This is a genomic window from Actinotalea sp. Marseille-Q4924 (assembly GCF_916618755.1).
Classification (GTDB): domain Bacteria; phylum Actinomycetota; class Actinomycetes; order Actinomycetales; family Cellulomonadaceae; genus Actinotalea.
This window is the reverse complement of sequence record NZ_CAKAKB010000005.1, coordinates 44,302-70,967: the sequence shown is the minus strand read 5'-3', so window position 1 is coordinate 70,967 and position 26,666 is coordinate 44,302. Positions and strand designations below refer to the sequence as shown.

Sequence of the window (26,666 nt, the reverse complement as noted above, 5' to 3'; positions counted from 1 at the left end):
GGGGTGGGTTCCGGGCTCGGGGGCGGCCCGCAGACGATGGCGTTCTGGGGCTGGTAGCGCCAGGAGTCCGACTCGTCGTGCTTGACCTCGCCCCCGAGCAGCAGGCGGCGCGTGACCGTCACGCGGAACCCGGGGTTGCCGGCGGACTGGGCGATGCAGTCCGGCGAGGTGTTGTAGACGGTCGTCGGCTGGACGACGTCGGACCGACCCGACGTCGAGTGCTGGACCTCCCAGTGGGGGGTGCTCCAGGCCGCGACCCAGAGCCGACCGTCCGCGACCCACGACTGCAGGAGGACGCCGTACGGGGTGTTGTTGCCGATCTTGACGTCGATGACCCCGTCGTACACGGTCGCCTCGCGCCCCTCGGGGTACCGGCTGAAGTAGTACGCGTGCGGACGATGCTCGACGTCCTCCAGGCCCGCGAAGAAGCCCGCGTTGTAGACCGTCGTGCCCATCTGCGACAGCCCGCCGCCCACGCCCTCGGTGAGCACGCCGTCGACGACGACGCCCGCCTCCCGGTACCCGCCGGCGGCGGTAATGGGCGCGAGCGTGTCGGTCAGGGAGAACACCTCGCCGGGACGGATGAGCGCCCCGGTGACCTTGCTCGCGCCGACGCCGAGGTTGTGGGTCCGGTCCGCGTTGTCGGTCAGCGGGGTCGAGAACTCGGCGACCTTCGTCGTGACGCCGAGCGCCTCGAGCTCGGCCGTGGACTGCTCGGGGTCCGTCTGGATCAGCTCCACCTCGACGGTGCGGTCCTCGTCCTGCCCCGTCGCGGCGGCGATGACGCCGGCCGCGAGCGCGTCGGGGTCGATGGAGGAGCCCGCGACACCGGGGACCACGACCGGCACCCCGCCCTCGAAGGCGAACGAGGCGTTGGTCGCGGTGGTGAGCAGGTCCGTGGTGCGGGCGAGGACCGCCTCGGACAGCGCGACGCCGTCCATCTGCAGGTCCAGGTCGCCGTCGTCGGTGGTGACGAACGTCGCCGCGGACGTCAGCACGTCGACGGGCAGCTCGGCGAGCTGACCGCCCACGCTGACGACGACGGGTGCGTCGGCAAGGGGTCGGGCGAGCCGGGTCAGGGCTCGCTGCACCTCGTCGTCGGTGACGTTCGGCTCGACCGGGCGGCTCGGCAGCTCCACGGGGCGGGCCGCGGTGAGCCACTGGTCGGCGAGCACGTCCCGCGCCGCCTCGATCTCGACCTCGGTGCCCTCCGCCGCTGGCGTCGGGCTCGGCTGGCCGTCGACGAAGGACAGGGTGCCGTCGACCGGGGACGTCCCGAGGGAGGCGTCCAGGTCTGCGACGGCCAGCTCGAGGGTGGCCTCGTCGACCCGCGTCACCGGGGTCGCCTCGCCGACGCCTGCCAGGTGCTGCCACAGGCGGGCGGGGGCCAGGCTGAAGCCGGTCAGCCCGTCGACGGTCGCGGGGACGTCCAGCTCAAGGCCGGCGGCGACGGGGTCCAGGCTCGTGCGCTTGTCCTCGACGGCCACGGGGATCGGCTGGGCGGCCACGGGGACGAGGTCGGCCGTCAGCCGCTCCTCCGCCTCCTCGGACGTCAGCCCGCCGATCGCGACGCCGGCGACGGTGGTGCCACGCGGGACCGTGTCCCCCCACGCCCACAGCGCGCCGACGTACGCCGCGGCGAGGACGACGACGATGCCCGCGATGACGGCCAGGGCGCGCGGCCAGGTGCGCCGGTCGGGCTGGTCCGGGAAGGTGTCCATCGGCGAGCCCGTGCCGACCGTGTCCTCCTGGTCGGTCTGCTTCGACATGCTCCTGCCTTCCCCTGCCTGCGCGCGCGTGCGGGCGGAGTCTACGGCGCAGGGCTGACAGCGCTGCGACGCCGCTCCGTGCCCGAGCGGGGTGTGCGCGGCGCGCGGGGGTCGTCGGAGAACCACCGCCGTGGCAGCAGGGCGACCGGCAGGACGGCGAGCGCCCCGAGGTACCAGACGACGCCGACCGGCTGGAGCGCCACGAGGACGTCGCCTCCCGGCCCCGGCCCGCCGAGCAGGCTCACGGCGGCGAACACGCCGAGGGCGAGGGCGAGCATCCCGGTCCACCCGGTCCAGGCCCGGGCGAGCACGCCGGCCGACACCACGCACAGCAGCGCCAGGAGCACTCCCCATGGCGGCTGCGCGCGGTGGACGCTCGTGCCGACGACGCCGACCACGAGGCCGAGCAGCCCCGTCGCGAGGAGGCGGCCGAGCGCCCGGCCCGTCACGAGGGGCACCCCCGCGGTGGGGGCGGGCGGCGCAGCAGGAGGTCCGGCGTCGGGCACGGCGTCAGGCTACCGGCGTCGCCGGCGGCGCGACGCCGTCCGGCCAGCCGACGTCGGCGACACGCCCCCGTGCCAGCACGTACGCCTCCTGGGCCAGGAGCGGCTGCAGGACGTCGTTGCTCAGGGCGTACCGGGCCACGGCGGCACGCCCGCCGGACGCGGGCGCCGGTTCGCGCCCGAGGGCGTGCACCTGCGTGGCGTGGGCCGCGAGGGCGGCCAGGACCTGGTCCAGGACCGGGGCCACGTCCACGACCAGGTCGACCGGACCGGGGACGACGGCGGACGGGCGCTCCGCGTCCTGCGCCACGGTGAGACCGGCGTCCTCGGCGGCGCCGCCGGCGCGCAGCTGGGCGAGCCCCGCCCGCCACGGCCCTTCCGGTACGACCGTCCACAGGACCACGGGGACGTCCCACCCGCCGACATCCCGGCCGGCCTCCGGCCGGCCACCGACTTCCTCGCCCGCGAGCGCCGGCGCGGCGGCCAGGTCGACGGCGCGGTGCAGGACCTCGTGGGCACGGACGTGGTCCGGGTGCCCGTACCCGCCGCCCGGCTCGTACCCGACGACGACGGCGGGGCGCCGGTCCCGGAGGACGGCGGCCAGCCGGGCCGCCGCGTCGTCGAGGTCGACGCGCGCGAACGCGTCCGCGGCGACGTCGTCGGCGGTGGTGGCGCGGCCCGCAGCCGCCCACGCCATCCCGGAGTCGACGAAGCGCCGCCGGTGGGCGACGTCGGACGGATGGACGGCGTCCAGGAAGACGTGGTCGGTGACGCCCAGCGCCGCCAGGGCCACCGCGAGCTCACCCTCCCGGTGCGCCGCCAGCGCCGGGCCGTCGCCCTCCAGGTGCCGCAGGGCCGGCGGGATGACCTCGCCCTGCTCCCCCCGTGTGCACGTGACGACCGTGGTCGGCAGCCCGGCGCCCGCCCACGTCGCCAGGAGCGCGCCGTTGGACAGGGTCTCGTCGTCGGGGTGGGCGTGCACGGCCAGCAGGCCACCGCGCGGAGGCACGTCCTCGTGCTCGTCGGGCGGTCCGTCCGTCACGTCCGCCCCGCCAGCAACGTCTCCACCCGTTCCTCCACCCGCGCCGCTCCTCCCCCGGACGTGCGGCGACGGCGGGCGTCCGGGCGGCCCGCCGTCGTCCTCGTCAGGCCCGCTTGGCGCGGGCGGTGAGGCGGGCGCGGTCGTTCTGGTCCAGGACGACCTTGCGGATCCGGGTGATCTCCGGGGTCACCTCGACGCACTCGTCCTCGCGGGCGAACTCGAGGGACTCCTCGAGCGTGAGCCTGCGCGGCGGCACGAGGTTCTCGAACGTGTCGGCCGTCGAGGACCGCATGTTCGTCAGCTTCTTCTCCTTGGTGATGTTCACGTCCATGTCCTCGTTGCGCGAGTTCTCGCCGACGACCTGGCCCTCGTACACCTCCTGCGTCGGCTCGACGAAGAACGCTCCGCGCTCCTGCAGGTTGATCATCGCGAAGGGCGTCACCTTGCCGGCGCGGTCCGCGACGAGGGACCCCGTCGTGCGCGTCTCGATCGGGCCGGCCCACGGCTCGTACCCGTGCGAGATCGAGGAGGCGATACCGGTCCCCCGCGTCTCGGTGAGGAACTGAGTGCGGAACCCGATGAGGCCCCGCGCCGGGACCATGAACTCCATCCGCACCCAGCCGGTGCCGTGGTTGCTCATCGTCTCCATGCGGCCCTTGCGCTGCGCCAGCAGCTGGGTGACGGAGCCGAGGTACTCCTCGGGCACGTCGATGGTCATGTGCTCCATCGGCTCGTGGGTCTTGCCGTCCACGGTCCGGGTGACGACCTGGGGCTTGCCGACGGTCAGCTCGAATCCTTCGCGACGCATCTGCTCGACGAGGATCGCCAGCGCCAGCTCGCCGCGGCCCTGCACCTCCCAGGCGTCAGGACGCTCGGTCGGCAGGACGCGCAGCGAGACGTTGCCCACGAGCTCGGCGTCGAGGCGGTCCTTGACCTGCCGCGCGGTGACCTTGTGGCCCTTGCCGCCCTTGCCGGCGAGCGGGGACGTGTTGATCCCGATCGTCATCGAGATCGCCGGGTCGTCGACGGTGATGAGCGGCAGGGGGCGCGGGTCCTCGGGGTCGGTGAGCGTCTCGCCGATCGTGATGTCCGAGATCCCCGCGACGGCGACGATGTCGCCCGGACCGGCCTCCTGGGTGGGGACGCGCTCGAGGGCCTTCGTCTCCAGCAGCTCCGTGATGCGCACGTTCTGCAGCGTGCCGTCGGCGCGCGCCCACGCGACGGTCTGCCCCTTGCGGATGGTGCCGTTGAAGACCCGGAGCAGGGCCAGGCGGCCGAGGAACGGCGAGGCGTCGAGGTTCGTCACGTGCGCCTGCAGCGGCGCGCCCTCGTCATAGGTGGGCGCGGGGATCTTCTCGAGGATGGTCGCGAACAGCGGCTCGAGGTCGGGCGAGTCCGGCAGCGAGCCGTCGGCCGGCTGCGCGAGCGAGGCCCGCCCGGCCTTCGCCGCGGCGTAGACGACCGGCACGTCGAGGATCGAGTCGAGGTCGAGGTCCGGCACGTCCTCGTGCAGGTCGCTCGCCAGGCCGAGGAGGAGGTCCGTGGCCTCGTGGACGACCTCCTCGATGCGGGAGTCGGGCCGGTCGACCTTGTTGACGACGAGCACGACCGGCAGCTTCGCCTCGAGTGCCTTGCGCAGGACGAAGCGGGTCTGCGGCAGCGGGCCCTCGCTCGCGTCGACGAGGAGCAGGACGCCGTCGACCATCGACAGGCCGCGCTCGACCTCCCCGCCGAAGTCCGCGTGACCGGGGGTGTCGATGACGTTGATCGTCACGCCGTCGGGCTCTCCCGCGGCCGCCGCCGACGGACCGCGGTACCGCACGGCGGTGTTCTTCGCGAGGATCGTGATGCCCTTCTCACGCTCCAGGTCCCCGGAGTCCATCGCGCGTTCGTCGACGTGGGCGTGGGCGCCGAACGCGCCCGCCTGCCAGAGCATGGCGTCGACCAGCGTGGTCTTGCCGTGGTCGACGTGGGCGACGATCGCGACGTTCCGGAGGTCGGAGCGCACAGGCATGCGGGGACTCGTCTCGTGAGGGGGCGGGGGCGCCGCGCAGGCCCTCCTCGAGGGCCGGGCGCCGCACGATCGTACCCGCAGTCCCCCGCACCCGCGCCGGGGCTGCTGCGGCACAGGCCCGCCGTGGGCGGCCGGTGCTCGCCGGCCGCCCCCGCGGTCCCTCAGACGCCGCCGGCCTGGGGATCGGCCCGCTCGACGTGGCCGGCGCGGCCGCGCGCGAGGCGGTCGGCCTCCTCGGCCTCCTCCTGCTCGATCTCGAAGCGCTGCTGCTCGAGCATCGCGTCGCGCGCCTCGCGGCGCCGCTGCTGCTCCGCCGGGTCCGGCACCGGGACGGCCGCGAGCAGCCGCTGGGTGTACGGGTCCTGCGGCGCGCTGATGATGTCCGGCGTGCGGCCGACCTCGACCAGCTTGCCGTGGTGCATGACGGCGATCCGGTCCGAGAGCATCTCGACGACCGCGAGGTCGTGGGAGATGAACAGGCACGCGAAGCCGTGCTCCCGCTGCAGGTCGGTGAAGAGGTCGAGCACCGTGGCCTGCACCGACACGTCCAGGGCCGACGTCGGCTCGTCCGCCACGAGGAGCTTCGGCTCCAGCGACAGGGCACGGGCGATGCCGACCCGCTGGCGCTGACCGCCGGAGAGCTCGTGCGGGTACCGGTTGCGCATGGACCGCGGGAGCTCGACCTGGTCGAGCAGGCGCTCGACCTCCTTGCTGAGCGCCTCACCCTTGATGCCCTTGTGGAGCATGAGCGGCTCGCCGATCGACTCGCCGATGGGCAGGCGCGGGTTGAGGGAGGAGCCAGGGTCCTGGAAGACGATCCCGATCTGGCTGCGCAGCGGCATGAGGTCCTTGCGGGACGCCCCGACCATGTTCTGGCCGACGATCGACAGCTCGCCGCTCGTCACGGGCAGCAGCCCGACGACGGCGCGGCCGATCGTGGTCTTGCCCGAGCCGGACTCCCCGACGAGGCCGACGACCTCGGCCTGGCGGATCTGCAGGTCCACCCCGTCGACCGCGCGGAACGCGGGGGTCCGTCGTCGGCCGGGGTACTCGATGACCATGTCCTTCGCCTCGAGCACCACCGGGCGGCTCGCGTGCGGGTCGTGCGCGGCGGTCGTGCCCGGTGCCACCGTGGTCTTGGCCGGGGTCGTCGTCGCCGGCGTCGTGGCGGGGGCCCCTGCCGTCGCACCCGCCGCCGTCGCCGTGCCCTGCACCTCGGTCGACCGGCCGAGGTGCGGCACCGCCGCGAGCAGCTTCTGGGTGTACGGGTGCTGCGGCGCGCCGAAGATCTGCTCGGCGGCGCCCTCCTCGACGATCCGGCCGTCCTTCATGACGATGATCCGGTCCGCCATGTCCGCCACCACGCCCATGTCGTGCGTGATGAGGACGATGCCCGAGTTGATGCGTGACCGCAGGTCGCGCATGAGCTTGAGGATCTCCGCCTGCACCGTGACGTCGAGCGCCGTCGTCGGCTCGTCGGCGATGAGGAGCTTCGGGTCGCAGGCGAGCGCCTGGGCGATCATCGCGCGCTGGCGCTGGCCGCCGCTCAGCTGGTGGGGGTAGCTGTGGAACCGCTTCTCCGGGTCCGGCAGCTCGACCAGGCGCAGCAGCTCGACCGCACGGGCCTTGGCGTCGGCGGGGCCGATCTCGAAGTGCGCCCGGAGCGTCTCGACGATCTGGAAGCCCACGGTGAACACCGGGTTGAGCGCGGTCATGGGCTCCTGGAAGATCACGGCGATCTCCCGGCCACGGACCCGCCGCAGCCGGCTCGTCGGCATGCCGATGAGCTCGCGGTCCTCGAGCTTCGCCGACCCGCTCGCGCGCCCGTTGGAGGGGAGCAGCCCGAGCAGCGACATCGACGACTGGGTCTTCCCCGAGCCGGACTCGCCGACGATCGCGAGCACCTCACCGGGGCGGACGTCGTAGGAGATGTCGACGGCGGCGGGGAACCACTGCCCGTCGACGTAGAAGTCGACGCGCAGGTCGCGCACGGAGAGCACGGGCGCGGCGATGGCCGTCCCGGAGTGCGAGGTGTCGGTCGCCACGGTGATCAGGATCCTTCCTGCGAGCGGTCACCCAGGTGCTGGTCCAGCGCCTGGGGTGTCGTGCTCTGGTCTGTCAGGCTGGGACGGTGAGCCCCACGGACGTCTACTCCTCGGCCTACGGCCGCATCCTCACGGTCATGACGGGGCTGGCCGCCGTCGTCGCGGTCGTGGCCGTCGCGGGTGACCTGCCGCTGCGCGACGTCCTCACGACCGTGATGGTCGGTGCCCTGGTGACCCTCGTCGTCTGGGCGACGCTCGGGCGCCCTGCGGTCGAGGTCTCCGACGGCGAGGTCGTCCTGGTCAACGTCACCCGCACGGTGCGCATCCCCTGGCCGCTGCTCGAGAGCGCCCAGGCCCGCTGGTCCCTCGAGGTGCGGACCGTCGACGGGCGCCGCTGGACCGCCTGGGCGGCGCCGCGCTCCAGCGCGACCGGCAGCGCCGTCCGCGCGGCACGGCGCCGGGGCGCCGAGGACGCTCGCCACCGTGCCACCGCCGAGGGCGTGCAGTCGGCCGTCGAGGAGCGCCAGGCCGCGCTGCTCGCCGCGGGCCACCTCGACGGCGCCCGCGGACGCGCCGCCGAGGCGGGCCTCCGCGTGACGTCGACGTGGCACGTCGGCACGATCGCCGCCGTGCTGGTGCTCGCGGCCGGCGCGCTGGCCACCCGGGTGCTCTGAGGGGTCGGGCGTCACGGACGCCGCGGCCGGTCCCCGACGAGGCGCCCGGAGCGGTCGCAGGGTCACAGGCCCGCCTCGTCGCCCCGTCGGCGCGTCGACTCGTCGGCCGCGTCCTGCGACGACGTCGCACTGGTGTCGGCCTGCTGCCGTGCGGCCACGATCCCCGCGCGCGCCATCTTGCGTGCGGACGGGATGCGCTTCTGCCGCGGGTCGAAGGCGTCGCGCAGCCCGTCGCCGATGAAGTTGATGCTCAGCGCGATGATGACGATGAAGAGGCCGGGCCACCAGAAGAGCCACGGCCGCGTCGAGAACGCCGCCTGGTACTCGCTGATGAGCCCACCGAGGGAGATCTCGGGCCGGACGATCCCGAAGCCCAGGTACGACAGCGCCGTCTCGAGCAGGATCGCGGCGCTCATGAGCAGCGTCGTGCTCACGATGATGACGCCGATCGCGTTCGGCAGGATGTGCTTGAAGATGATCCGGGTGCTGCTCGCGCCCGCGACGCGCGCCGCGTCGACGAACTCGCGCTCCCGCAGGGTGAGGAAGTCGCCACGCACCAGACGGGCCAGGCTCGTCCACAGGATGGCGCCGAGCGCCACGGCGAAGAACGTCGAGCTGATCGTGCCGGAGATCTTCCCGATCACCGCTCCGATGACGATCGTCGGGATGGTGATGAACAGGTCGGTGGTCCGCATGAGCAGCGCGTCCGCCCGACCGCGGAAGAAGCCCGCCAGGGAGCCGACCGTCACGCCGATGATCGCGGCGACGACGCCGATGATGGCGACGACCTTGAGGGACGTCTGGGTGCCCCGCATCACCTGGGCGAACATGTCGCGGCCGATCTCGTCCTGGCCGAACGGGTGCTCGCCCAGGGCGAAGCCGGAGCCACCGAGCCAGGTGGGCATGCTCAGCGTCGGGGTGCCGCCGGGGTTGAGCGTGTCCGCGGGCGCCCCGCTGTGCTTCCACCACCCTGGGACCGGCCCGAACCCCATGGAGCTGAACGCGAGCACGATCGTCGCGAGCAGGATGGCCAGACCGATCATCGCGCCCTTGTGGCGGAAGAACCGGCGACGGACGATCTCGCCCTGCGACAGGCCCGCGACGTCCCGGAGCTCGATCTCGTTCTCGAGGCGGTCCTGCGGCTCGCCCTGCTGAGAGGTGCTCATGCTTCCAACCTGATCCGGGGGTCGACCGCGGCGTAGACGATGTCGGCCACGATGTTGGCGGTGATCGCGAGGGCTGCGGTGATGAGGAGGTACGCCATCAGCGGGTCGACCTCCGCGTCCTGCAGCGACCGCACGAAGAGCTGGCCCATGCCGGGACGGGCGAACACGTTCTCGGTGATGACCGCGCCGCCGATGAGCGTGATGATGTCGATCGGCACGATGGTGGCGAGCGGGATGAGGGTGTTGCGGAACCCGTGCCGCACGATGACGACCCGCTCGGGGAGCCCCTTGGCCCGGGCTGTCCGGATGTAGTCCTGCGTCATCACCTCGAGCATGCTCGACCGCGAGTAGCGCGTGTAGGCGGCGAACGCGATGAGGATGAGGGTCAGCGTCGGCAGCACGAGGTGGGTCCACGAGTCGAGGACCTGCACCCAGTAGTTGCCGCCCAGGTTCGGGGTGCGGTCACCGAAGGTCGGGATGGGACGGCCGCGGAGCGCCTGGAAGTACGGCGGCCACACGCTCATGACCTGGTCGACGAAGATCATCGTCGCGATGATGAACGCGGTGATCGCCGCCGACCGGGCGGAGACGCCCCGGTCCGGTCCGCCGAAGAGGACGCCGATCCCGACACCGACGCCGATGCTCAGCAGCCCGAGCCCGGCGATGATCCAGTGGGACTCGAGGATCGCCCGGAAGAAGCCCTGCAGCGGGAAGTAGAGGACGACGCCGAGCGCGACGGTGGTCAGGGAGGCGTAGAGCGCCCGCCGGTTGTGCAGGCCGGCCGAGACCGCGGTCACGGCGAGCGCGGCGGCGCCGCCGAGGACCAGCAGCAGCACCGGCCCGATCCGCGGGTTGAGGTACCAGTCGGTGAGCTGCAGGAAGGCGAGCATGCCGCCGGTGGCCAGGGTGCCGAGGAGGAAGGTCTGCACGCGGCGCCGCGGCGTGCCGCCGACGGCGAGCGACCACACCACACCCGCGAGCAGCGAGAGCACGACGATCACCACCGTCCCGAGCACCGGGTCGCGGAGGAAGTCGTTGAACCCGATGGCGCCCCACTGCTTGAGCAGGACCGCGACCCAGAAGGAGGGCAGCGAGTACAGGAGGAACGACAGGAAGATGATCAGGTAGTCGAACGAGCTGTACTGGCGCAGGGCGCTCACGATGCCGACCGCGACGCCGAGGACCAGGGACAGCAGCGTCGCGGCGGTCACGAGCTCGAGCGTCGAGCCGATCGCGTTGGCGACCAGAGGGCCCACGTCCTGTCCGGACCGCCACGCGACCCCGGGGTCGCCGGTGATGAGGTTGCCGAACCACTGGAAGAAGCGGAGGACGACGTTCGTGTCCAGGTTGAGCTGATCGATGCGCTGGGCGATGAGCAGCTCTTTGTTCGGGTCCGTGCTCTCACGCAGGTCGGCCAGGGGGTCCATGGCCCGGTTCACCAGCAGGAACATCAGGAAGAGGGCCACGAAGAGGGTGGCGAGGCCCGCCAGGGTGCGGCGGGTGAGGAAGGTCAGCACCAGGGTTGTCCTTGTCGTCGACAGGTGACGTCGTCGTCAGCGGGTGATCCTAACCACGGGATCCCGGGGTCGCCGGGTTCCGTGTCCGCGCCCCCGGCGGGACGACGGTACGCCACGCACGACCGAGGGCGCCGGGACCGGCGATCCCAGCGCCCTCGGGTTGGTGCGGTGTCCCCCGGGACGGTCCGGTGGGTGGGACCGCGGTCCCACCCACCGGCCGCCCGGCGGGGTCACGACGGCACGGGTGCCGTCGTTCGGGTCACTCGGCCGCGGCCGCGCTCCCCGGCTCCCAGTTCCAGAAGCCCTGGAAGATGGTCGGCGAGATGGCGATCTTCGAGACGCCGGAGATGTTCTCCGGGTTCCAGGCGGTGACGCCCGGGAACTGGAAGATCGTCACACCGAAGGCGTCCTCGACCAGGAGCGTCTCGATCTCGGCCAGGATCCTGGCCTGCTCCTCCGGGTCGGTCTCCACGTCGAGCTGCGAGAACAGCTCGTCCACCTGGGGGTTGGAGTACCCGTAGAAGTTGTTGCCCTCACCGGTGGCGTAGTTCGCCTTCGACTCCGTCACGGCGGTCGAGGTGGACTGCCAGCCGAACAGCGCGGCGTCGTAGAACGCGGTCGCGTTCGACAGGTCGGTGCCCCAGTCGGTCTGGACCTGGTAGGGCACGACCTCGAAGCCGGCCGGCTCCGCCGACTGGCGGATCAGCTCGTACTCGTTCTGGCGACGCGTGTTGTTCGGGTCGAAGAGCAGACGGACCTGGACCGGCGTGGTCACGCCGGCCTCGGCCAGGAGGGCCTGCGCAGCCGCGACGTCCGGCTCGCCGTACTCGGTCGCCATGCCGTTGGCCTCGACGATCTGGTCGTACGCGGGCGAGCCCGGCACGGTGGTGTACGAGTTGCGGACCTCGGCCTCGGGGTTGAGCGGCTGGATGAGCTGCTCGACGATCTGCTGGCGCGGGATCGTCTTGAGGAACGCCTGGCGGACGGCCTTGGCCTTCTCGGCGTCGCCACCGTAGGTGGCCGGGTCGAACGGGCCGCCGTTGGTGAACTGCAGGTCGACGTGCTCGTACGTGCCCTCGTCGCTCGTCTCGACCTCGACGCCCTCGATGCCCTGGAGGGCTGCGAGCACGTCGGCGGTCGCCTGCGGGCTGATGAGGTCGACCTCACCGTTCTGGAGCGCCTGGACCTGACCCAGCGGGTCGCCGTTCCACCGGATGGTGACGGTCTCGATGCTCGCGGCGTGGTCGCCCTGGTAGTTCTCGTTCGCCTTGAGGGTCATGAACTGCTCCTCGACGAACTCCGTCATGACGTAGGCGCCGTTGGAGAGGTAGAGCGCCGGGTCGTCCGGGAGCGACGTGTAGTTGAAGTCGTTGCTCCACACGCGGGCGATCGGGCTGAGGGTGGTGAAGTCCTCCTCGTTGATCGCGTCGACGAGGGCCTGCGTGGCCTCCTCCGCGTCCTCGATCTCGAGGGCGCGCTGGGCGACGACGTGCGCCGGCACCGCGGGGCCGGTGATGCAGGTCTCCCAGTCGGCGAAGGGCACCGAGTAGACGAAGGTGATCGAGTTGCCGTCGATCTCGGGGGTCTCCTCGATGAGCGCCGCACAGGCGGACACGCCGTCGAAGTACACGCCCGCGTCGAGCGCGTCCTGGTTCAGGACCTCGCCCGTCTCCTCGTCGAGCTCGGGCTCGACGTTGTTGAACTTGCCGTTCTGCGCCGCCCACTCGAGCAGCATGTCCGCGGGGGTCACCGGGACACCGTCGGACCACTGCGCCGTGTCCGCGAAGGTGTAGGTGACGGTCAGCGGGTCCTCGCTGGTGACCTCGTAGGTCCCGAAGGACTCGTCCGGGACGAGCTCGAGGCTCTCGTCGTAGTTGTTGAACGACGAGTTCATCAGGTACTTGATGATCGCGTTCGCGGTCGCGTTACCCGTCGCGCTGTTCGCGTTGTACGAGTAGAACGGCTGGTTCCACGCGATGTTGACGGCCGTGTCGGTGTTGATGCCGGCGTTGTCGTCCGGCGCCTCGCTGGCGTCGCCGCCGCCGTCTTCGCCGCCGTCACCGTTACCGGTGTCGGCGCACGCGGAGAGCAGCAGCGCGCTCGAGGCAACGACCGCGGTGAGCGCGGCCTTGCGTGAGATCCTCAATGTTCCTCCTGACAAGGATGCGGTGCACACCCGGGAACACTGCCGGTGGCCCGAGCGGACCACCATGGCCGCGCCCCGCGGGACATCCACCAATGGATGGCCGGGAGCCTACCCCCGCTCGTTTCGACATCTGGGACACGTCATCACCCAGGTACCGGATCGTTACCAGTTCGATACTGGGTGGTAGTTCTCACTCTATGAGACGTCCGGGCGGGGTGAGGTAGATCACTCCGCGACACCCGTTGTCCGCAGCAGCACTTCTCGACCGTCAGACCGGGATCTGGCGACGATATCCGTTCCAACGCGCCTCTCCGAGACCGCCTAGCACATCGGAACGGTTCGTGCCGAGGGGCGAGATCAGGCAGCCTCCGGGCCCCACGCGGCGGTCCGACCGTCGCCGCCGACGAGCACCACCGCGGGCCCCGTCCCGGGGCGCAGGGTGCCCGCGGAGGGCGCGTCGGCGGCCCACAGCTGGACGCCGTCGTCGAGGTCGAGGACCACCGGGCCCGCCCCGGTGAGCGCGCCGCCGAGGAGCACCCGGCGGGCGTCGAGCACGAACGCCGCGGCCGCCGGAGGGCCGTCCGGCGCGGCAGGCAGCGACCGCCGCCACGACTCCGCGCCGGAGAGCACGTCGACCACCGCGAGCGCGCCCGGCTCGACGAGCACCACGGACCCCCCGACCCTGGCCACCCTGCGCCACGGCTGCGCGGGCCGCTCCCACAGGGTCGTCCCCGACACGACGTCCACGGCGCGCAGCCCCGCCGAGCCCTCCAGCAGCACCACGTCGGGCGCCGAGTCGTCGCGGGGCGCCTCGGCGACCGGATCCCCGTCGAGCGTCGTCACGGTGCCGCGCCGGTCGTGCCAGGTCCCGGTGCCCGGCGCGGTCCACACCCCCGCACCGGTCGTGGCGACGACGACGCGTACCGACCCGCCTCCCGCCGCCTGCTGCGGGGCGACCGTGATCGACCCGTCGACCACGTCGAGCACGACGCCCAGGCGGCCGTCGACGACGACCGAGCCCCGCTCCACCCGGAGGGTCAGCTGGTTCGCCGTGACACGGCCCGGCAGGGCGAACCGCGTGGTCCACACGGTCTCCCAAGGACCGGGGCCGGCGGACGGGCCGCTGCTCCCCGGGGCGCCGGTCGGCACGGTCAGGCGCGACACGGTCAGCCGGTCGCCGTCGCGCCGTGCCACCACGGCGTCGCCGCCCACCACGGCCCAGCCCACCGTCCTGCCGTCCAGCGCCGTCTCCCCCAGCAGTGTGCCGTCGCCCGCGTCGACGGCCAGGAGCCGCCCGGGCACCTCGCCCAGCATCTCGTCGGTGTTCGGCGACCCGAAGCCCGTCCCGAGCACCTCGCAGAGGACGACCCCCGAGGCGGCCTCGCAGTGCGTCACGCCCGTCCGGGACGTCCAGCCGCCGCGCCAGCGCGTCGTGCCCGTCCCCGCCTCGACCGCCCGCACCGACGACGGCGCGGCGCGGTCCTCGAGGAGGACGAGGCCCGCGCCGTGGCCCACGACCCGGTCGCCTGTGCTCCACAGCTCGACCAGCGGCTCACGCAGTGAGCCGGTGAAGCCCTGCACACCCGCCAGCCGCGCGACGTCGTCGTCGTCGCGGTTGTCCGCCCCGGCGGACACCAGGGCACCCACCACGAGGGCCGCCGCGAGCGCCAGCAGCAGGGCGGCGGCCCACCAGCGGGACGCGGTGGCTGCCGGCGGCCGAGGTGCGCGGGCGACGTCGTCGGGCGCGGTAGGGACCGTCTCGTCCGTCAGCTCGACGGGCTCGGGACGACCACTGCCCGCGCTCACCGCCACACGGTACGACCGCGTACCTGTGACGACCCAGGTGCCCGTCACGAGACGTGCCCCGGCCGGGGGCCCCGCGATAGCGTTCCGTGAGGCACGGCCCCCCGGGGGTCGAGGACGAGGAGGCGGTCGCGTGCAGGAAGCCCTGCGGCTCCTCGAGCGGCTGGCGATGGAGGCCGCCGGGATCGGCTTCTACGACTGGGACCTCACCACCGGGCGGCTCACCTGGGACGACCACCTCCTGGCGCTCTTCGGGTACACGCAGGAGACGTTCGACGGCACGATCGACGCCTTCGACGCCCGGGTGCACCCCCAGGACCGGGCCCGCGTCCGCGAGGGCCTGGACGCGGCGATCGCAGCCTCCTCGGACTGGGGCGCGGAGTACCGGATCGTCCTGCCGGGCGACACGGTCCGCTGGGTGACGGCGCGAGGGCGCGCCATCGCCGGCCCGGACGGACGCGCCGCCCACGTGCTCGGTGCCGCGTTCGACACGACGGCGCACGTCGAGGCGGACGCGCGCGTCGTCCGCGTCCTGGAGAGCATGCCGTCGGCCTTCTTCTCCCTCGACGACGACTGGCGCTTCACCTACGTGAACGCCGAGGCCGAGAAGCTCCTCGGCGTGACCCGCGGCGAGCTGGTCGGCGGGTCCGTGTGGACCCTCTTCCCCGCCGCCGTCACGTCGCACTTCGAGCGGGAGTACCGCCGGGCCGTCGAGACCGGTCGCCCCGTCGCCTTCGAGGCGTACTACCCCGCGCCGCTCGACGGCTGGTTCGAGGTCCGTGCCTGGCCCGGTCCCGACGGGCTGTCCGTGTACTTCGTCGACGTCACCGAGCGGCACCGCCAGCAGGAGGAGCTCGCGCGCGCCGCCCGGCGGGCGCAGCTCATCGCCGACGTCACGGCGTCCCTCGTCGAGACGCTCGACGCGGAGGAGGCCGTCGGCCGGCTCGCCCAGCTGACGGTCCCTGCCCTGGCCGACTGGTGCATCGTCACCCTCACCGGCGACGAGGACGAGGCGGTCGACCGACGGCACCTCACCGACATCGGCTGCTGGCACGCGGACCCGGCCCTGCGCGACGCGGTCGAGCGCTACACGGCCCACCGCCTCCAGGCCCTGGCGCCCGGCTCCTACGTCGACCGCGTCATCCAGACCCGGCGGGCCCAGCCGGTCCCGGAGCCGGCCCACGAGGCGATCGCTGCGCTCCTCGCGCCCGGCGAGGCCCGGGACATGCTCGCCGTGCTGCGGCCGGAGCACGCCGTCCTGCTGCCGCTGCGCGCCCGCGGCCGGATCGTGGGGATCCTCAGCCTCTTCCGCGACGTCGAGCACGGACCGTTCACCTCCGAGGACCTCACCACCGCCTGGGAGGTCGCCGGGCGCGCGGGGTTGGCGCTGGACAACGCGCGGCTCTACCGCCAGCAGCGGCTGCTCGCCGAGGCGCTGCAGCGCTCGATGCTCACCGACCCGCCAGAGCCCGACCACGTCGAGATCGCGGTGCGGTACGAGCCCGCCGCCGAGGCGGCGCAGATCGGCGGTGACTGGTACGACGCGTTCCTCCAGCGGGACGGCGGCACCGTCGTCGTCATCGGGGACGTCGTCGGGCACGACATGGCCGCGGCCGCGTCCATGGGGCAGCTCAGGTCGCTGCTGCGCGGCATCGGTGTCGCGACGGGCGCCGGCCCGGCGGACCTGCTGCGCGAGGTCGACGAGGCGATGCGCACCCTCCAGGCGCCGACCCTCGCGACGGCGCTCGTCGCGCGGCTGGAGCAGACCGTCGAGGAGCGCGCCGCGGGCGTCTCGCGGGTCCGCTGGTCGAGCGCGGGTCACCTCCCGCCGCTGCTCGTGACGGCGGACGGCGCGGTGCACGTGCTGCGCGGCGAGCGCTCGGACCTGCTGCTCGGGGTGGACGCCGAGACGGAGCGCCGCGAGTCCGTGGTGACGATCGAGCGGGGCGCGACCCTGCTGCTGCACACCGACGGTCTCGTGGAGCGCCGCGGCGCGGACCTGCTCGAACGCCTCCGCGAGCTCCAGGACACCCTCGGCGATCTCGCGGGGCTGCCGCTGACCGACCTGTGCGACGAGCTCCTCGCCCGGTTGGTGCCGGGCCACCCCGACGACGACGTCGCCCTGGTGGCGGTCCGCCTCCACCCGCAGGACCGCGAGCGCCCCGCCGAGGCCGGCCCGAACGTCGTCCCGCCCGACGTGCCGGAGGACCCCGACGTCCCGGCCGCCGGGCCGGCACCGACCCGCTGACTCCCACCGCGCGCACCGCCCCTACGGCGCCTACCGTGCACGCCATGCCCTCAGCAGCCCGCGCCGTCGACGCCCTCATCCGCGGCTACCAGCGTCACCTGTCCGCGCGCAAGGGCTTCACGTGCGCCCACCTCGTCGCCCACGGCGGCACGTCGTGCTCCGCGGCAGTGCAGCGCATCCTCAGCCAGCGGGGGCTGCTCCGTGGAGCCGTCCCCACCGCGGTGCGCTTCCTGGCGTGCTACCAGGCGGCGGCGCTCCTGCGGGAGTCGAACGTGCAGGGGGTGTGCTGCTGCGGCGGCATCCCCGTCCCGTTCCGCTTCTGAGGACTCACGGCTCGTCGGACCAGGGCACGGGCGTCGTCGTCCCCGACACCCAGTCGCGGCGCAGGACGGCGTACGCCACGGACGCGACCGGGTCGCCGCCCTCGACCGGCCAGCCGTCGCGGTAGTGCGCCTCCTTGACGAACCCGCACCGCACGAACGCCCGGCGCATCGCCACGTTGTCCTCCCGGGTCTGCCCCTCGAACCGGTGCACACGCGGGCGGGTGGCGAACACGTGGGCGGTCACGGCGCGCAGCACCGGCGCGGCGAGCCCCCGACCACGGAAGCGCTCGGCGAGCCGCAGGTCGAACAGCGGCGCGTCGTCGGTGAGGTCCTCGAGCACGACGAGTCCCACGCGTCCCTGGCCCTCGACGTCGACCCAGGAGGCGGCGTGGTCCTCGTCGTCGTACCGGCCGGAGACGATCCAGCGCTCGACGCCGTCCACGGTCGGGCGCGGGACGACGTGGAAGGGGAAGTGGTTCCGGGTGAGCAGCTCGACGAGGGCTGCTCGGTCGGCGCCGCGGACGTCGAGCGGGTGGAGTGAGACGGACATGGTGGGCACCCTCCAGGCGTGCCCCGGTGCGGTCAAGGCGCAGTGCCGGGCGCGGGGTGGTCAGGTACCGCCCGTGCCGGCGTCGGGCGACGTCAGGTCGCGAAACGGAACACGTGCTCCATCCCGGTGAGCTGCAGCAGCTCGTACATCACCTGGGGCACCGCCACCAGGCAGGGGGGCTCCGCGGCCAGGTTCGCCAGCCACGCGAGGCCGCTGATGCCGGTGGAGTCGATGAAGAGGACGGCGGAGCAGTCCACGGTCACCGGCACGCCGTGCCGTGCCGCCTCCTGGAGGGCGTCGAACAGCTCGTCCTTCATCTCGACGTCGATCTCCCCCACGAGGACGACGAGGACGTGGTCGTCGAGGCGGTCGACCGTCACCGAGCCGGCGTCCTCGGGGACGGTCGGTGCGGGGTCCGCGGGCGGGAGGTCGACGCCGGTGGCCGCTGGCAGCTCCATCGCTGTCCCCTTCGGTCGAGTGCAGTGGCTCGACACTACGCGCGCTGATCTTGGCCCGCAGCGTGGGAGGCGGAATCGCTCACCTGGCGAGAACAGGCGTGTCCACGGTGCAGTCGGTGGACGGGGACCGGCCCGCTCGGTGGCCGTCGTGCACCGCCCGGGAGGCGCTCCCGGGTCCGCCGACGGGCCCCGTCAGCCGGCCTCCGCCGCCCGCGCCAGGTCCTCCAGGTCACCGCGCAGCGCCTTCGCGACGGACCGCTGCGCGAGGGGGCCGGTGAGCGCCGAGAGCACCCGCGCGACCCGCGTCGTCGGCCGGGCGCCGAACGTGAGCACGACGTCGGTGCCGCCCCCGGCGGACGGCGCGAACGTGAAGGTGGAGACGTAGTGGGCGCCCGAGCCGTCCGCCTCCACGGTGTAGCTGCGCTGCGGCTCCACGGCCGTCACGGCCATCTCCTCCGTGGCCTCCCGGCCGAACATCGTGCGGGTCTCCCGCCACCGGGTGCCCACGCCGAACGGCCCGGGGGTCAGCACCTCGACGCGCTCGACGCCGCTGAGGACCCGCGGCGCGCCGGCCAGGTCGGTCGCGAGCGCCCACACCCGCTCGGGCGGGGCGGCGACGTGGCGTGCGACCTCGATGTGGTCCATGGGTGCGTCCCTCTCGTCGTTCGGCCGTGCGTGTCCGGAGAGTAGGGCACGCACGGCCTGCCCGGGCCGGGTCCGACAGTCCGACCGTGTCAGGTGGCCGGGCTCGGGGCGTTGCCGGCTGCCGCTCCGTGCCAGGGTCGCGGGTCGGTCCTCAGCAGCGAGTAGAGCAGGACGTCCTGGTTGCGGCCGTCGTTGAAGAACGCGCCTCGTACGGTTCCTTCCAGCACGAAGCCGCACTTCTCCGCGATGCGTCGGGAGGGAGAGTTCTCCGGGACGATGACCAGGTGGATCCGGTGCTCCTTCTTCGTCGCGAAGAGGTAGTCCACGAGCAGCTGGACCGCCTCGGTCACGAACCCGCGTCCGGCGTGCTGGTCGGAGTAGAGCTGGTAGGACAGCTCGAACGCGTCCCAGTACGACACCGGGCGGAAGAACTCGATGTGGCCCGCGATCTCGCCGTCCGGCGACTCGATGACGAGCATCCCCTCGGACTTCTGCCAGAACCCGTGCTTGGCGAACTCGCCACGGAAGTCGGTCTGCGACATGACGCCCAGCGGGAAGAACGCACCGCGGTTGCGGATGTTCGTGTGTGCGTCGTACAGCGCGTCCACGTCCGCCTCACGGACCTGGCGCAGGTTCACGGACGGACCCCCGAGCACGACCCCAGACTAGCCCTCGACGGGGTCACGGTGACCCCGCGGCGAACGACCCGGGGCGGGGCTCCAGCACGCTGCGTCCGGGGTGCGTCTCCGGACCCGGTGGACCTCGGTGATGGAGGAGTCCCCGGTCGGCGCCGGCGCTACACGTTGAAGCGGAACTCCACGACGTCGCCGTCGGCCATGACGTACTCCTTGCCCTCGATGCGCGCCTTGCCCGCCGCGCGGGCAGCCGCGATCGACCCCACCTCGACGAGGTCGTCGAAACCGACCACCTCCGCCTTGATGAATCCCCGCTCGAAGTCGGTGTGGATGACGCCCGCCGCCTGAGGAGCGGTCCAGCCCTTGCGGATCGTCCACGCGCGGGACTCCTTGGGGCCCGCGGTGAGGTACGTCTGCAGGCCGAGGGTCTCGAACCCCACCCTCGCGAGCTGGTCGAGGCCGGACTCCTCCTGACCGGTGGAGGCCAGCATCTCGGCGGCGTCCTCCGGGTCCAGCTCGACGAGCTCGGACTCCAGCTTCGCGTCGAGGAAGATCGCCTCGGCCGGTGCGACGAGCTCTCGCATCCGCGCCCTCATCGCCTCGTCCCCGAGGCCCGCCTCGTCGGTGTTGACGACGTAGATGAACGGCTTGGAGGTGAGCAGCTGCAGCTGCTTCAGCGCCGCGGCGTCCACACCGGCCTTCGCGAGGCGGTCCCGCGCGGCGAAGACGGTGGTGCCCTCGGCGAGCACCTCGTACGCCTGCTGCGCGGCCGCGAGGACGGCCGCGTCGGTCTTCTTGCCGCGGACCTCCTTCTCCAGCCGCGGGATCTGCTTCTCCACCGTCTGCAGGTCGGCGAGGACAAGCTCCGTGTTGATCGTCTCCAGGTCGTCCGCCGGGTCCACCTTGCCCGCGACGTGGTGGACGTCCTCGTCGGTGAAGGCCCGCACCACCTGGCAGATGGCGTCCGCCTCGCGGATGTTGGCGAGGAACTGGTTGCCCATGCCCTCCCCCTCGCTCGCGCCGCGGACGATGCCGGCGATGTCGACGAAGGACACCGTGGCCGGCACGATCCGCTCGCTGTCGAAGATCTCGGCCAGCCGGTCCAGGCGCGGGTCAGGCAGGGACACCACCCCGATGTTCGGCTCGATCGTCGCGAACGGGTAGTTCGCCGCGAGGACGCCCGCGCGGGTCAGCGCGTTGAACAGGGTGGACTTGCCGACGTTGGGCAGTCCGACGATGCCGATGGTTAGAGCCACGGGCGGCAAGTCTACGGGCGTGGCTGCTCAGGCCGTCGCCACGGGCGCCCCGAGCCGATCCGGCACCTCCCGGGCACCGCCTCACGCGTCGTGTCGGTGGGCGGTGGCACGGTGACGTCATGGTCGAGGTGATGCTGCTCCTGGTCGGGCTCGTGCTCGGGTGCGTCGTGGGTTACGTCGTGGCGGTGGCGCGGCGTGCCGCCGGTGACGCGGCGGCGGGCGCCCCGGGGTCGGCCCGTGCGCTCGCCGACGCGCGCGTCGAGCTCGCCGGCCTGCGGGCGGAGCTCGAGGCGGAGCGGCGGGTCGGCACCGAGCGCCTCGACGCCGCACGGGCGGACCACGACCGTCTCGTCGACCAGTTCCGCTCGGTGGCGTCGGAGGTGCTCGAGCGCAGCAACGAGCAGTTCCTCGGCCTGGCGGAGCAGCGACTCGGGGCCACCGAGCGCACCCACGCGGCGACGCTCGCCCAGCGCGAGGAGGCGGTCCGGCAGATGGTCGAGCCGCTCACCAAGGTGCTCGAGGAGGTGCGGACCCAGGTGACCGTCGCCGAGCAGGCGCGGGCCACCGGACACGCGGCGCTCGGCGAGCAGGTGCGGGCCATGCAGCAGACGTCCGAGCAGCTCCGCTCGGAGACGAGCCGTCTGGTGACGGCGCTGCGCGCCTCGCACGTGCGAGGGCGCTGGGGTGAGCTCCAGCTGCGCCGGGTGGTGGAGGCGGCCGGGATGCTGCCCCACGTCGACTTCGTCGAGCAGGCCTCGACCCGCACCGACGACGGGGTGCAGCGGCCGGACATGGTGGTGCGTCTGGCCGGGGGCAAGAACGTCGTCGTCGACGCCAAGGTGCCCTTCCTCGGCTACCTCGAGGCCGTCCAGGCCGACGACGACGCCCAGCGCGCCGCGCGCATGACGGCCCACGCCCGCCACCTGCGCCGTCACGTCGACGACCTGGCGTCGAAGGCGTACTGGGAGCAGTTCTCCCCGGCGCCGGAGTTCGTGGTGCTGTTCGTCCCCGCGGAGCCGTTCCTGCACGCGGCACTCGACGTGGACCCGAGCCTCTACGAGTACGCCATGGAGCGGGACGTCGTCCTGGCCAGCCCGATGACGCTCGTCGCTCTGCTGCGGACGGTGGCGTACGGATGGCGGCAGGAGGCGTTGGCGGAGAACGCCCAGCAGGTCCTCGTCCTCGGCCGGGAGCTGCACAGCCGTCTGGCGACCCTCGGGGGGCACGTGAGCCGGCTCGGTCGGCAGCTCGACGGGGCCGTGCGCTCCTACAACGACGCCGTGGCGTCGCTCGAGTCCCGCGTGCTCGTGAGCGCCCGTCGTCTCGCCGACCTGCAGGTGACCGACGCGGACCTCGAGGCGCCCGCCCAGCTCGACCGCGTGACGCGACAGGTGCAGGCACCGGAGCTCGTCGCGTCCGCCACCGCGCGCGTCGTCGCCATCGACGGCCACGCCGACGCGCACGTCGACGTGCACGGTGAGCCGGACCTCGACGATCGGCGTCAGGCCGCCGAGCGCTGACCCGGTCGAGCCCGTCAGGTCCGGTCCGGCGCGTCGGACCCCTTCGGGCCGTCGGCCGTCAGGCGGGGTCGACCGTCAGCGCGTGACGCCCGCCGCGCTGCGGCCGGGCGGGGGCCTGTCCGGCCGCCTTGAGGTCCGCCCGCAGCTCGCGCGGCAGCGAGAACATCAGGTCCTCGGTCGCGGTGCGGACCTCCTCGACGTCGGCGTACCCGTGCCGCGCGAGCAGGTCCAGGACGTCCCGCACGAGGATCTCCGGCACGGAGGCGCCCGACGTGAGGCCGACGGTGCTGACACCGTCGAACCACGCCGGGTCGATCTCCGAGGCCTGGTCCACGCGGTAGGAGGCGCGCGCCCCCGCGTCCAGCGCCACCTCGACCAGCCGGACGGAGTTGGAGGAGTTCGCGGACCCCACGACGATGACGAGGTCGCACGACGGGGCGAGCTTCTTCACCGCGACCTGGCGGTTCTGGGTGGCGTAGCAGATGTCGTCGCTCGGCGGGTCCTGCAGGCTCGGGAAGCGCTCCCGGAGCCGGCGAACCGTCTCCATCGTCTCGTCGACCGAGAGGGTCGTCTGCGACAGCCAGACGACCTTGTCGGGGTCGCGCACCACGACGTCGTCGACCTCGTCGGGGCTGTTGACGAGCTGCACGTGGTCGGGGGCCTCCCCCATCGTGCCCTCGACCTCCTCGTGCCCCTCGTGGCCGATGAGGAGGATGTCGAAGTCGTCCCGGGCGAACCGGACCGCCTCCTTGTGGACCTTCGTCACCAGCGGGCACGTCGCGTCGATCGTCTGCAGCGAGCGCGCCGCGGCGGCCGCGTGCACGGCGGGCGAGACGCCGTGGGCCGAGAAGACGACACGGGCGCCCTCCGGGACCTCGTCCGTCTCGTCGACGAACACCGCACCCCGCCGGGAGAGCGTCTCCACCACGTACTTGTTGTGCACGATCTCCTTGCGGACGTACACCGGTGCGCCGTAGTGGTCCAGCGCCTTCTCGACCGCGATGACGGCACGGTCGACCCCGGCGCAGTAGCCGCGGGGCGCGGCGAGCAGCACACGCTTGGCAGAGGTGGAGGGGTTCACCGCCTCAGTCTACGGAACGCCCCGCCGGCGACCGCGCCTGCGGGCTCGCTGTGCGCTACGGGCGAAGTCCGGTACCCGGCGGGCCGGCCGACGCCCCGTGCGACCGTCCCCGGCATCCCGCGTCGGTGACAGGTGGCAGGGTGGTCGCCGTGACCGAGCCGACGACGACGCCCCGGCGCCGCCTGCCTCCCCGGGCGCTCGACACCGCCCCGGATGCGCCGTGGCCGGTCCGCCACCTGTCCGCGCGGATCGCCGAGTACGTCCACCGGATGCCGGGCGTCTGGGTCGAGGGCCAGGTCGTGCAGCTCAACCGCCGGCCGGGCACCACCCTGGCGTTCCTGACGCTGCGGGACACGGAGGCGGACGTGTCGCTCCCGGTGTCCGTGCACGTCAAGGTCCTCGACGCCGCCACCGCGCCGGTGCAGGAGGGCGCCCACGTCGTCGTCCACGCCACCCCGCGGTTCTGGGCCAAACGGGGCACGCTGCAGCTCGAGGCGGACGAGATCCGGCCGGTCGGCCTCGGGGAGCTCCTGGCCCGCATCGAGCACCTCAAACGGGTCCTCGCCGCCGAGGGCCTCTTCGACGCCTCCCGCAAGAGGCCGCTGCCGTTCCTCCCGCACGTCGTGGGGCTGGTCTGCGGACGGGAGTCCAAGGCGGAGCACGACGTCGTCGTCAACGCCCGGGCGCGCTGGCCGCAGGTCCGGTTCGAGATCCGTGAGGTCGCCGTGCAGGGCGTCGCGGCCGTGCCCGAGGTGTCGGCCGCCCTGCGCGAGCTCGACGCCGACCCCGCCGTCGAGGTCATCGTCATCGCGCGCGGCGGCGGGTCCGTCGAGGACCTCCTGCCGTTCAGCAACGAGGCCCTCGTGCGCGCCGCCGCGGCGTGCCGGACGCCCCTGGTGAGCGCCATCGGGCACGAGACGGACAGCCCGCTGCTCGACCTCGTCGCGGACCACCGGGCGTCGACGCCCACCGACGCCGGCAAGCGGGTCGTCCCGGACGTCGGCGAGGAGCGGGCGCGGCTCGTCCAGCTGCGGGGTCGGGTCCGGTCGGCCGTCAGCCACCGGCTCCACCGGGAGCGGGACGGGCTGGCCGCGCTGCGGTCCCGCCCCGTGCTCGCCCGTCCCGAGCTGCTCCTGCAGGGTCGCCACGACGACGTCGAACGTCTCCGCGCAGCGGCGTGCCGCGCCCTCGAGGACCGGATCCGGGCAGGGCACGCAGAGGTCTCCCGCCTCGAGGCGCAGGTCCGGGCCCTCTCCCCCGCCGCGACCCTCGAGCGCGGCTACGCCGTCGTGCAGCGGTCCGAGGACGGCGCCGTCGTGCGCACCCCGCAGGACGCCCCGACCGGGACGCCGCTTCGCCTCCGCCTCGCCGCCGGCGAGCTCGGCGCCGCGAGCACCGGCGCACCCGGAGCCCCACCACGGTTTACTGAGCCCCGTGCGGGCCGCCGACGGCCCCCCGCCCAGGAGGAGTGACGTGCCGACCGACACGCCGACGAGCAGGCCCACCACCGGTGCGGAGCAGCCCGTACCCGTCGAGGAGCTCAGCTACGAGCAGGCCCGCGACGAGCTGACCTCCGTCGTGTCCCGCCTGGAGGCCGGTGGCGAGACCCTGGAGGGCTCCCTGGCACTGTGGGAACGGGGCGAGGCGCTCGCCCAGCGGTGCCAGGAGTGGCTCGACGGCGCACGACGGCGCCTCGAGCAGGCTCGCGCGGGCGGTCCCGTCGCGGCGGCGCCCGCCGCCTCGGCCGGACCCCGCACCGCCGACAGCCACGACGACCCGACCGACCCCGAGGACGGCTCATGAGCGACGACCGCACCGACGCAGCACCGCAGCAGGACGCGCCCACCGTGCCGGTTCGCGCCACGACCGTCGCGTCGCCGACGTCCTCGACGCCCACGGCGCCGTCGGACCCTGCGGGCACCCCCACCGCCCCTCCCGCCGAGCCAGGGACCCCGGAGGCCGGCGTGGACGCCCCGCCCAGCGGGGTCGTCAGCACGGGCACCCGCGAGCGGGCGTTCGACTCCGCCTCCGAGCCCGACCTCGGCGAGGTGGCCGTGGCCGGTGACGAGGGGGTGGCCCTCGTCGTGGGCGAGGCCCTCATCGACGTGGTCCGCACGTCCGACGGCGCGGTGGCCGAGCACCCCGGCGGCAGCCCCGCCAACGTCGCGCTCGGGCTGGCGCGCCTCGGACGCGACGCCCACCTGCTGACGTGGTTCGGCGACGACGCGCACGGCGCGCTCCTGCGACGGCACCTGGAGGCCTCCGGTGTCACCGTCGTCGCCGGCAGCGAGACGGCGGACCGCACGTCGGTCGCCGTCGCGCACGTGGACGCCAACGGCGTCGCGACCTACGACTTCGACCTCTCGTGGCACGTCCCGGCGCGGTGGTCGGCCCCGTCCGGAGCGCCGGTGGTCGTGCACACCGGGTCCATCGCTGCGGTCCTCGAGCCCGGCGGCCCGGACGTCGCGCGCATCCTCGAGGCCCTGCGCGGCTCGGCCACGGTGACGTACGACCCGAACCTGAGGCCCTCCCTCATGCCGCCGGCCGAGGTGACCCGCCCGGTCGTCGAGCGGCTCGTGGCCCTCGCGGACGTGGTCAAGGTCAGCGACGAGGACCTCGCCTGGCTCGAGCCCGGGGCCGACCCGACCGAGGTCGCCCTCCGGTGGGCCGCGAGCGGCCCGGCGCTGGTCGTCGTCACGCGCGGCGGCGAGGGCGCGACCGCGGTGACGGTCGACGGACGCGTCATCGACGTGGCGGCACCACGCGTGACCGTCGCCGACACCGTCGGCGCGGGCGACTCGTTCATGGGTGGGCTCATCGACGGCCTGTGGTCCGTCGGCCTGCTCGGCGCCGCCCACCGGGACGCGTTGCGCGAGGCTGACGAGACGGTGCTGAGGTCGGTGCTGACCCGCTGCGCAGAGATCGCCGCCATCACCGTGAGCCGGCCGGGGGCGAACCCGCCCACGTCCGACGAGCTCACCACGCCCCTGTGACGGGGGCTGCCGGACCGCCCGCCGTCCGGGTCACTCCCCGACGGGCACGACCACGTCGACGTCCGCGCCGGGGACCGTGACGCCCAGACCGGCCGCCGCGGCCACACCGGCGAGCGCGACCGTCACGGCCACCACGAGGATCGCCTTGAGGACGACGAGCCGCTGACCTTCGGCCTCGCGGCCGACCCGTGCTGCACGTGCCTGTGCCATCTCGGCCCCCTCGCCGTCGGCGACAACCCACCTGCTCTGTGTGGCCGGTCGACCACTCCTTGCACGTC

General features: G+C 73.4%; 23 protein-coding genes. 7 read left to right on the top strand and 16 right to left on the bottom strand.

Features of this window, described 5'->3' with window-relative positions; genetic code table 11:
• The 5 genes from LG379_RS15100 to LG379_RS15080 form a co-directional block, all read right to left on the bottom strand.
• Nucleotides 1–1,769, bottom strand: a 1,769-nt coding sequence (locus LG379_RS15100) for a VanW family protein (RefSeq protein ID WP_225755425.1), incomplete at its 3' end; no start/stop codon positions are given.
• 41 nt (nucleotides 1,770–1,810) lie between these two features.
• Nucleotides 1,811–2,275, bottom strand: a complete 465-nt coding sequence (locus LG379_RS15095) for a hypothetical protein (protein WP_225755424.1) — start codon at nucleotides 2,273–2,275, stop codon at nucleotides 1,811–1,813.
• Between the two features lie 4 nt (nucleotides 2,276–2,279).
• A complete protein-coding gene (locus LG379_RS15090) occupies nucleotides 2,280–3,314 on the bottom strand; it encodes a PIG-L family deacetylase (RefSeq protein WP_225755423.1) in 1,035 nt (344 codons plus the stop codon).
• Nucleotides 3,315–3,417: 103 nt separating this feature from the next.
• On the bottom strand, nucleotides 3,418–5,328 hold the full coding sequence (typA, locus tag LG379_RS15085) for a translational GTPase TypA (RefSeq protein ID WP_225755422.1): 1,911 nt from the start codon (nucleotides 5,326–5,328) through the stop codon (nucleotides 3,418–3,420).
• A gap of 161 nt (nucleotides 5,329–5,489) precedes the next feature.
• Nucleotides 5,490–7,373, bottom strand: coding sequence for an ABC transporter ATP-binding protein (locus tag LG379_RS15080; RefSeq protein ID WP_225755421.1), 1,884 nt, complete (start codon nucleotides 7,371–7,373; stop codon nucleotides 5,490–5,492).
• 86 nt (nucleotides 7,374–7,459) lie between these two features.
• Between LG379_RS15080 and LG379_RS15075 the strand changes: the two genes are divergently transcribed.
• Nucleotides 7,460–8,047 carry a hypothetical protein gene (locus LG379_RS15075; RefSeq protein WP_225755420.1) on the top strand — a complete coding sequence of 196 codons (588 nt, stop codon included), beginning with the start codon at nucleotides 7,460–7,462 and terminating at the stop codon, nucleotides 8,045–8,047.
• Between the two features lie 62 nt (nucleotides 8,048–8,109).
• Here the strand turns inward: LG379_RS15075 and LG379_RS15070 are convergent, their stop codons facing one another.
• From LG379_RS15070 to LG379_RS15055, 4 genes are all read right to left on the bottom strand, one after another.
• Nucleotides 8,110–9,213: an ABC transporter permease gene (locus tag LG379_RS15070; RefSeq protein WP_225755419.1), complete on the bottom strand. Its 1,104-nt coding sequence runs from the start codon at nucleotides 9,211–9,213 to the stop codon at nucleotides 8,110–8,112.
• The gene (locus LG379_RS15065; RefSeq protein ID WP_225755418.1) at nucleotides 9,210–10,730 is read right to left on the bottom strand and encodes an ABC transporter permease; all 1,521 of its coding nucleotides are present in this window, start codon (nucleotides 10,728–10,730) and stop codon (nucleotides 9,210–9,212) included. The genes LG379_RS15070 and LG379_RS15065 overlap by 4 nt, the downstream gene beginning before the upstream one ends.
• Nucleotides 10,731–10,989: 259 nt before the next feature.
• A complete protein-coding gene (locus LG379_RS15060; protein WP_225755417.1) occupies nucleotides 10,990–12,876 on the bottom strand; it encodes an ABC transporter family substrate-binding protein in 1,887 nt (628 codons plus the stop codon).
• Nucleotides 12,877–13,233: 357 nt separating this feature from the next.
• Nucleotides 13,234–14,682, bottom strand: a complete 1,449-nt coding sequence (locus tag LG379_RS15055; protein WP_225755416.1) for a PQQ-binding-like beta-propeller repeat protein — start codon at nucleotides 14,680–14,682, stop codon at nucleotides 13,234–13,236.
• 130 nt (nucleotides 14,683–14,812) lie between these two features.
• Here LG379_RS15055 and LG379_RS15050 point away from each other — a divergent pair, with 130 nt between their 5' ends.
• Nucleotides 14,813–16,927, top strand: coding sequence for a SpoIIE family protein phosphatase (locus LG379_RS15050; RefSeq protein WP_225755415.1), 2,115 nt, complete (start codon nucleotides 14,813–14,815; stop codon nucleotides 16,925–16,927).
• A gap of 44 nt (nucleotides 16,928–16,971) precedes the next feature.
• Nucleotides 16,972–17,250: a membrane protein insertion efficiency factor YidD gene (gene yidD / locus LG379_RS15045; protein ID WP_225755414.1), complete on the top strand. Its 279-nt coding sequence runs from the start codon at nucleotides 16,972–16,974 to the stop codon at nucleotides 17,248–17,250.
• A gap of 4 nt (nucleotides 17,251–17,254) precedes the next feature.
• Here the strand turns inward: yidD and LG379_RS15040 are convergent, their stop codons facing one another.
• The 5 genes from LG379_RS15040 to ychF all read right to left on the bottom strand — a co-directional run bounded on the left by LG379_RS15040 (nucleotide 17,255) and on the right by ychF (nucleotide 20,794).
• Complete coding sequence (locus tag LG379_RS15040) at nucleotides 17,255–17,800, bottom strand: GNAT family N-acetyltransferase (protein WP_225755413.1); 546 nt, start codon at nucleotides 17,798–17,800, stop codon at nucleotides 17,255–17,257.
• 92 nt (nucleotides 17,801–17,892) lie between these two features.
• Nucleotides 17,893–18,258, bottom strand: a complete 366-nt coding sequence (locus tag LG379_RS15035; protein ID WP_225755412.1) for an STAS domain-containing protein — start codon at nucleotides 18,256–18,258, stop codon at nucleotides 17,893–17,895.
• A gap of 192 nt (nucleotides 18,259–18,450) precedes the next feature.
• On the bottom strand, nucleotides 18,451–18,903 hold the full coding sequence (locus LG379_RS15030) for an SRPBCC family protein (protein ID WP_225755411.1): 453 nt from the start codon (nucleotides 18,901–18,903) through the stop codon (nucleotides 18,451–18,453).
• A gap of 89 nt (nucleotides 18,904–18,992) precedes the next feature.
• Nucleotides 18,993–19,559, bottom strand: coding sequence for a GNAT family N-acetyltransferase (locus LG379_RS15025; protein WP_225755410.1), 567 nt, complete (start codon nucleotides 19,557–19,559; stop codon nucleotides 18,993–18,995).
• A gap of 140 nt (nucleotides 19,560–19,699) precedes the next feature.
• Complete coding sequence (gene ychF / locus LG379_RS15020; protein ID WP_225755409.1) at nucleotides 19,700–20,794, bottom strand: redox-regulated ATPase YchF; 1,095 nt, start codon at nucleotides 20,792–20,794, stop codon at nucleotides 19,700–19,702.
• A 119-nt stretch (nucleotides 20,795–20,913) separates the two neighbouring features.
• Here ychF and rmuC point away from each other — a divergent pair, with 119 nt between their 5' ends.
• Entirely contained in the window at nucleotides 20,914–22,314 is a 1,401-nt protein-coding gene (gene rmuC, locus LG379_RS15015; protein ID WP_225755408.1) for a DNA recombination protein RmuC, read from the top strand.
• 58 nt (nucleotides 22,315–22,372) lie between these two features.
• Here the strand turns inward: rmuC and LG379_RS15010 are convergent, their stop codons facing one another.
• On the bottom strand, nucleotides 22,373–23,395 hold the full coding sequence (locus LG379_RS15010) for a 4-hydroxy-3-methylbut-2-enyl diphosphate reductase (RefSeq protein WP_225755407.1): 1,023 nt from the start codon (nucleotides 23,393–23,395) through the stop codon (nucleotides 22,373–22,375).
• A gap of 149 nt (nucleotides 23,396–23,544) precedes the next feature.
• On the opposite strand from LG379_RS15010, the gene xseA reads away from it, so the two are divergent.
• The 3 genes from xseA to LG379_RS14995 are packed head-to-tail and all read left to right on the top strand — an operon-like array spanning nucleotide 23,545 to nucleotide 26,388.
• A complete protein-coding gene (gene xseA, locus LG379_RS15005; RefSeq protein ID WP_225755406.1) occupies nucleotides 23,545–24,867 on the top strand; it encodes an exodeoxyribonuclease VII large subunit in 1,323 nt (440 codons plus the stop codon).
• Nucleotide 24,868: 1 nt separating this feature from the next.
• Entirely contained in the window at nucleotides 24,869–25,198 is a 330-nt protein-coding gene (locus LG379_RS15000) for an exodeoxyribonuclease VII small subunit (protein WP_225755405.1), read from the top strand.
• Entirely contained in the window at nucleotides 25,195–26,388 is a 1,194-nt protein-coding gene (locus tag LG379_RS14995) for a PfkB family carbohydrate kinase (RefSeq protein ID WP_370634540.1), read from the top strand. The genes LG379_RS15000 and LG379_RS14995 overlap by 4 nt, the downstream gene beginning before the upstream one ends.
• A gap of 30 nt (nucleotides 26,389–26,418) precedes the next feature.
• On the opposite strand, the gene LG379_RS14990 is transcribed toward LG379_RS14995, so the two are convergent.
• Nucleotides 26,419–26,598 carry a hypothetical protein gene (locus LG379_RS14990; protein WP_225755404.1) on the bottom strand — a complete coding sequence of 60 codons (180 nt, stop codon included), beginning with the start codon at nucleotides 26,596–26,598 and terminating at the stop codon, nucleotides 26,419–26,421.
• Nucleotides 26,599–26,666: the final 68 nt, after the last annotated feature.

Coding starts and splice junctions, on each gene's coding strand:
- typA (WP_225755422.1), bottom strand. CDS start 5,328: ATGCCTGTGCGCTCCGACCTCCGGAACGTCGCGATCGTCGCCCACGTC.
- LG379_RS15070 (WP_225755419.1), bottom strand. CDS start 9,213: ATGAGCACCTCTCAGCAGGGCGAGCCGCAGGACCGCCTCGAGAACGAG.
- yidD (WP_225755414.1), top strand. CDS start 16,972: ATGCCCTCAGCAGCCCGCGCCGTCGACGCCCTCATCCGCGGCTACCAG.
- LG379_RS15040 (WP_225755413.1), bottom strand. CDS start 17,800: ATGTCCGTCTCACTCCACCCGCTCGACGTCCGCGGCGCCGACCGAGCA.
- LG379_RS15035 (WP_225755412.1), bottom strand. CDS start 18,258: ATGGAGCTGCCAGCGGCCACCGGCGTCGACCTCCCGCCCGCGGACCCC.
- LG379_RS15030 (WP_225755411.1), bottom strand. CDS start 18,903: ATGGACCACATCGAGGTCGCACGCCACGTCGCCGCCCCGCCCGAGCGG.
- rmuC (WP_225755408.1), top strand. CDS start 20,914: ATGGTCGAGGTGATGCTGCTCCTGGTCGGGCTCGTGCTCGGGTGCGTC.
- LG379_RS14995 (WP_370634540.1), top strand. CDS start 25,195: ATGAGCGACGACCGCACCGACGCAGCACCGCAGCAGGACGCGCCCACC.
- LG379_RS14990 (WP_225755404.1), bottom strand. CDS start 26,598: ATGGCACAGGCACGTGCAGCACGGGTCGGCCGCGAGGCCGAAGGTCAG.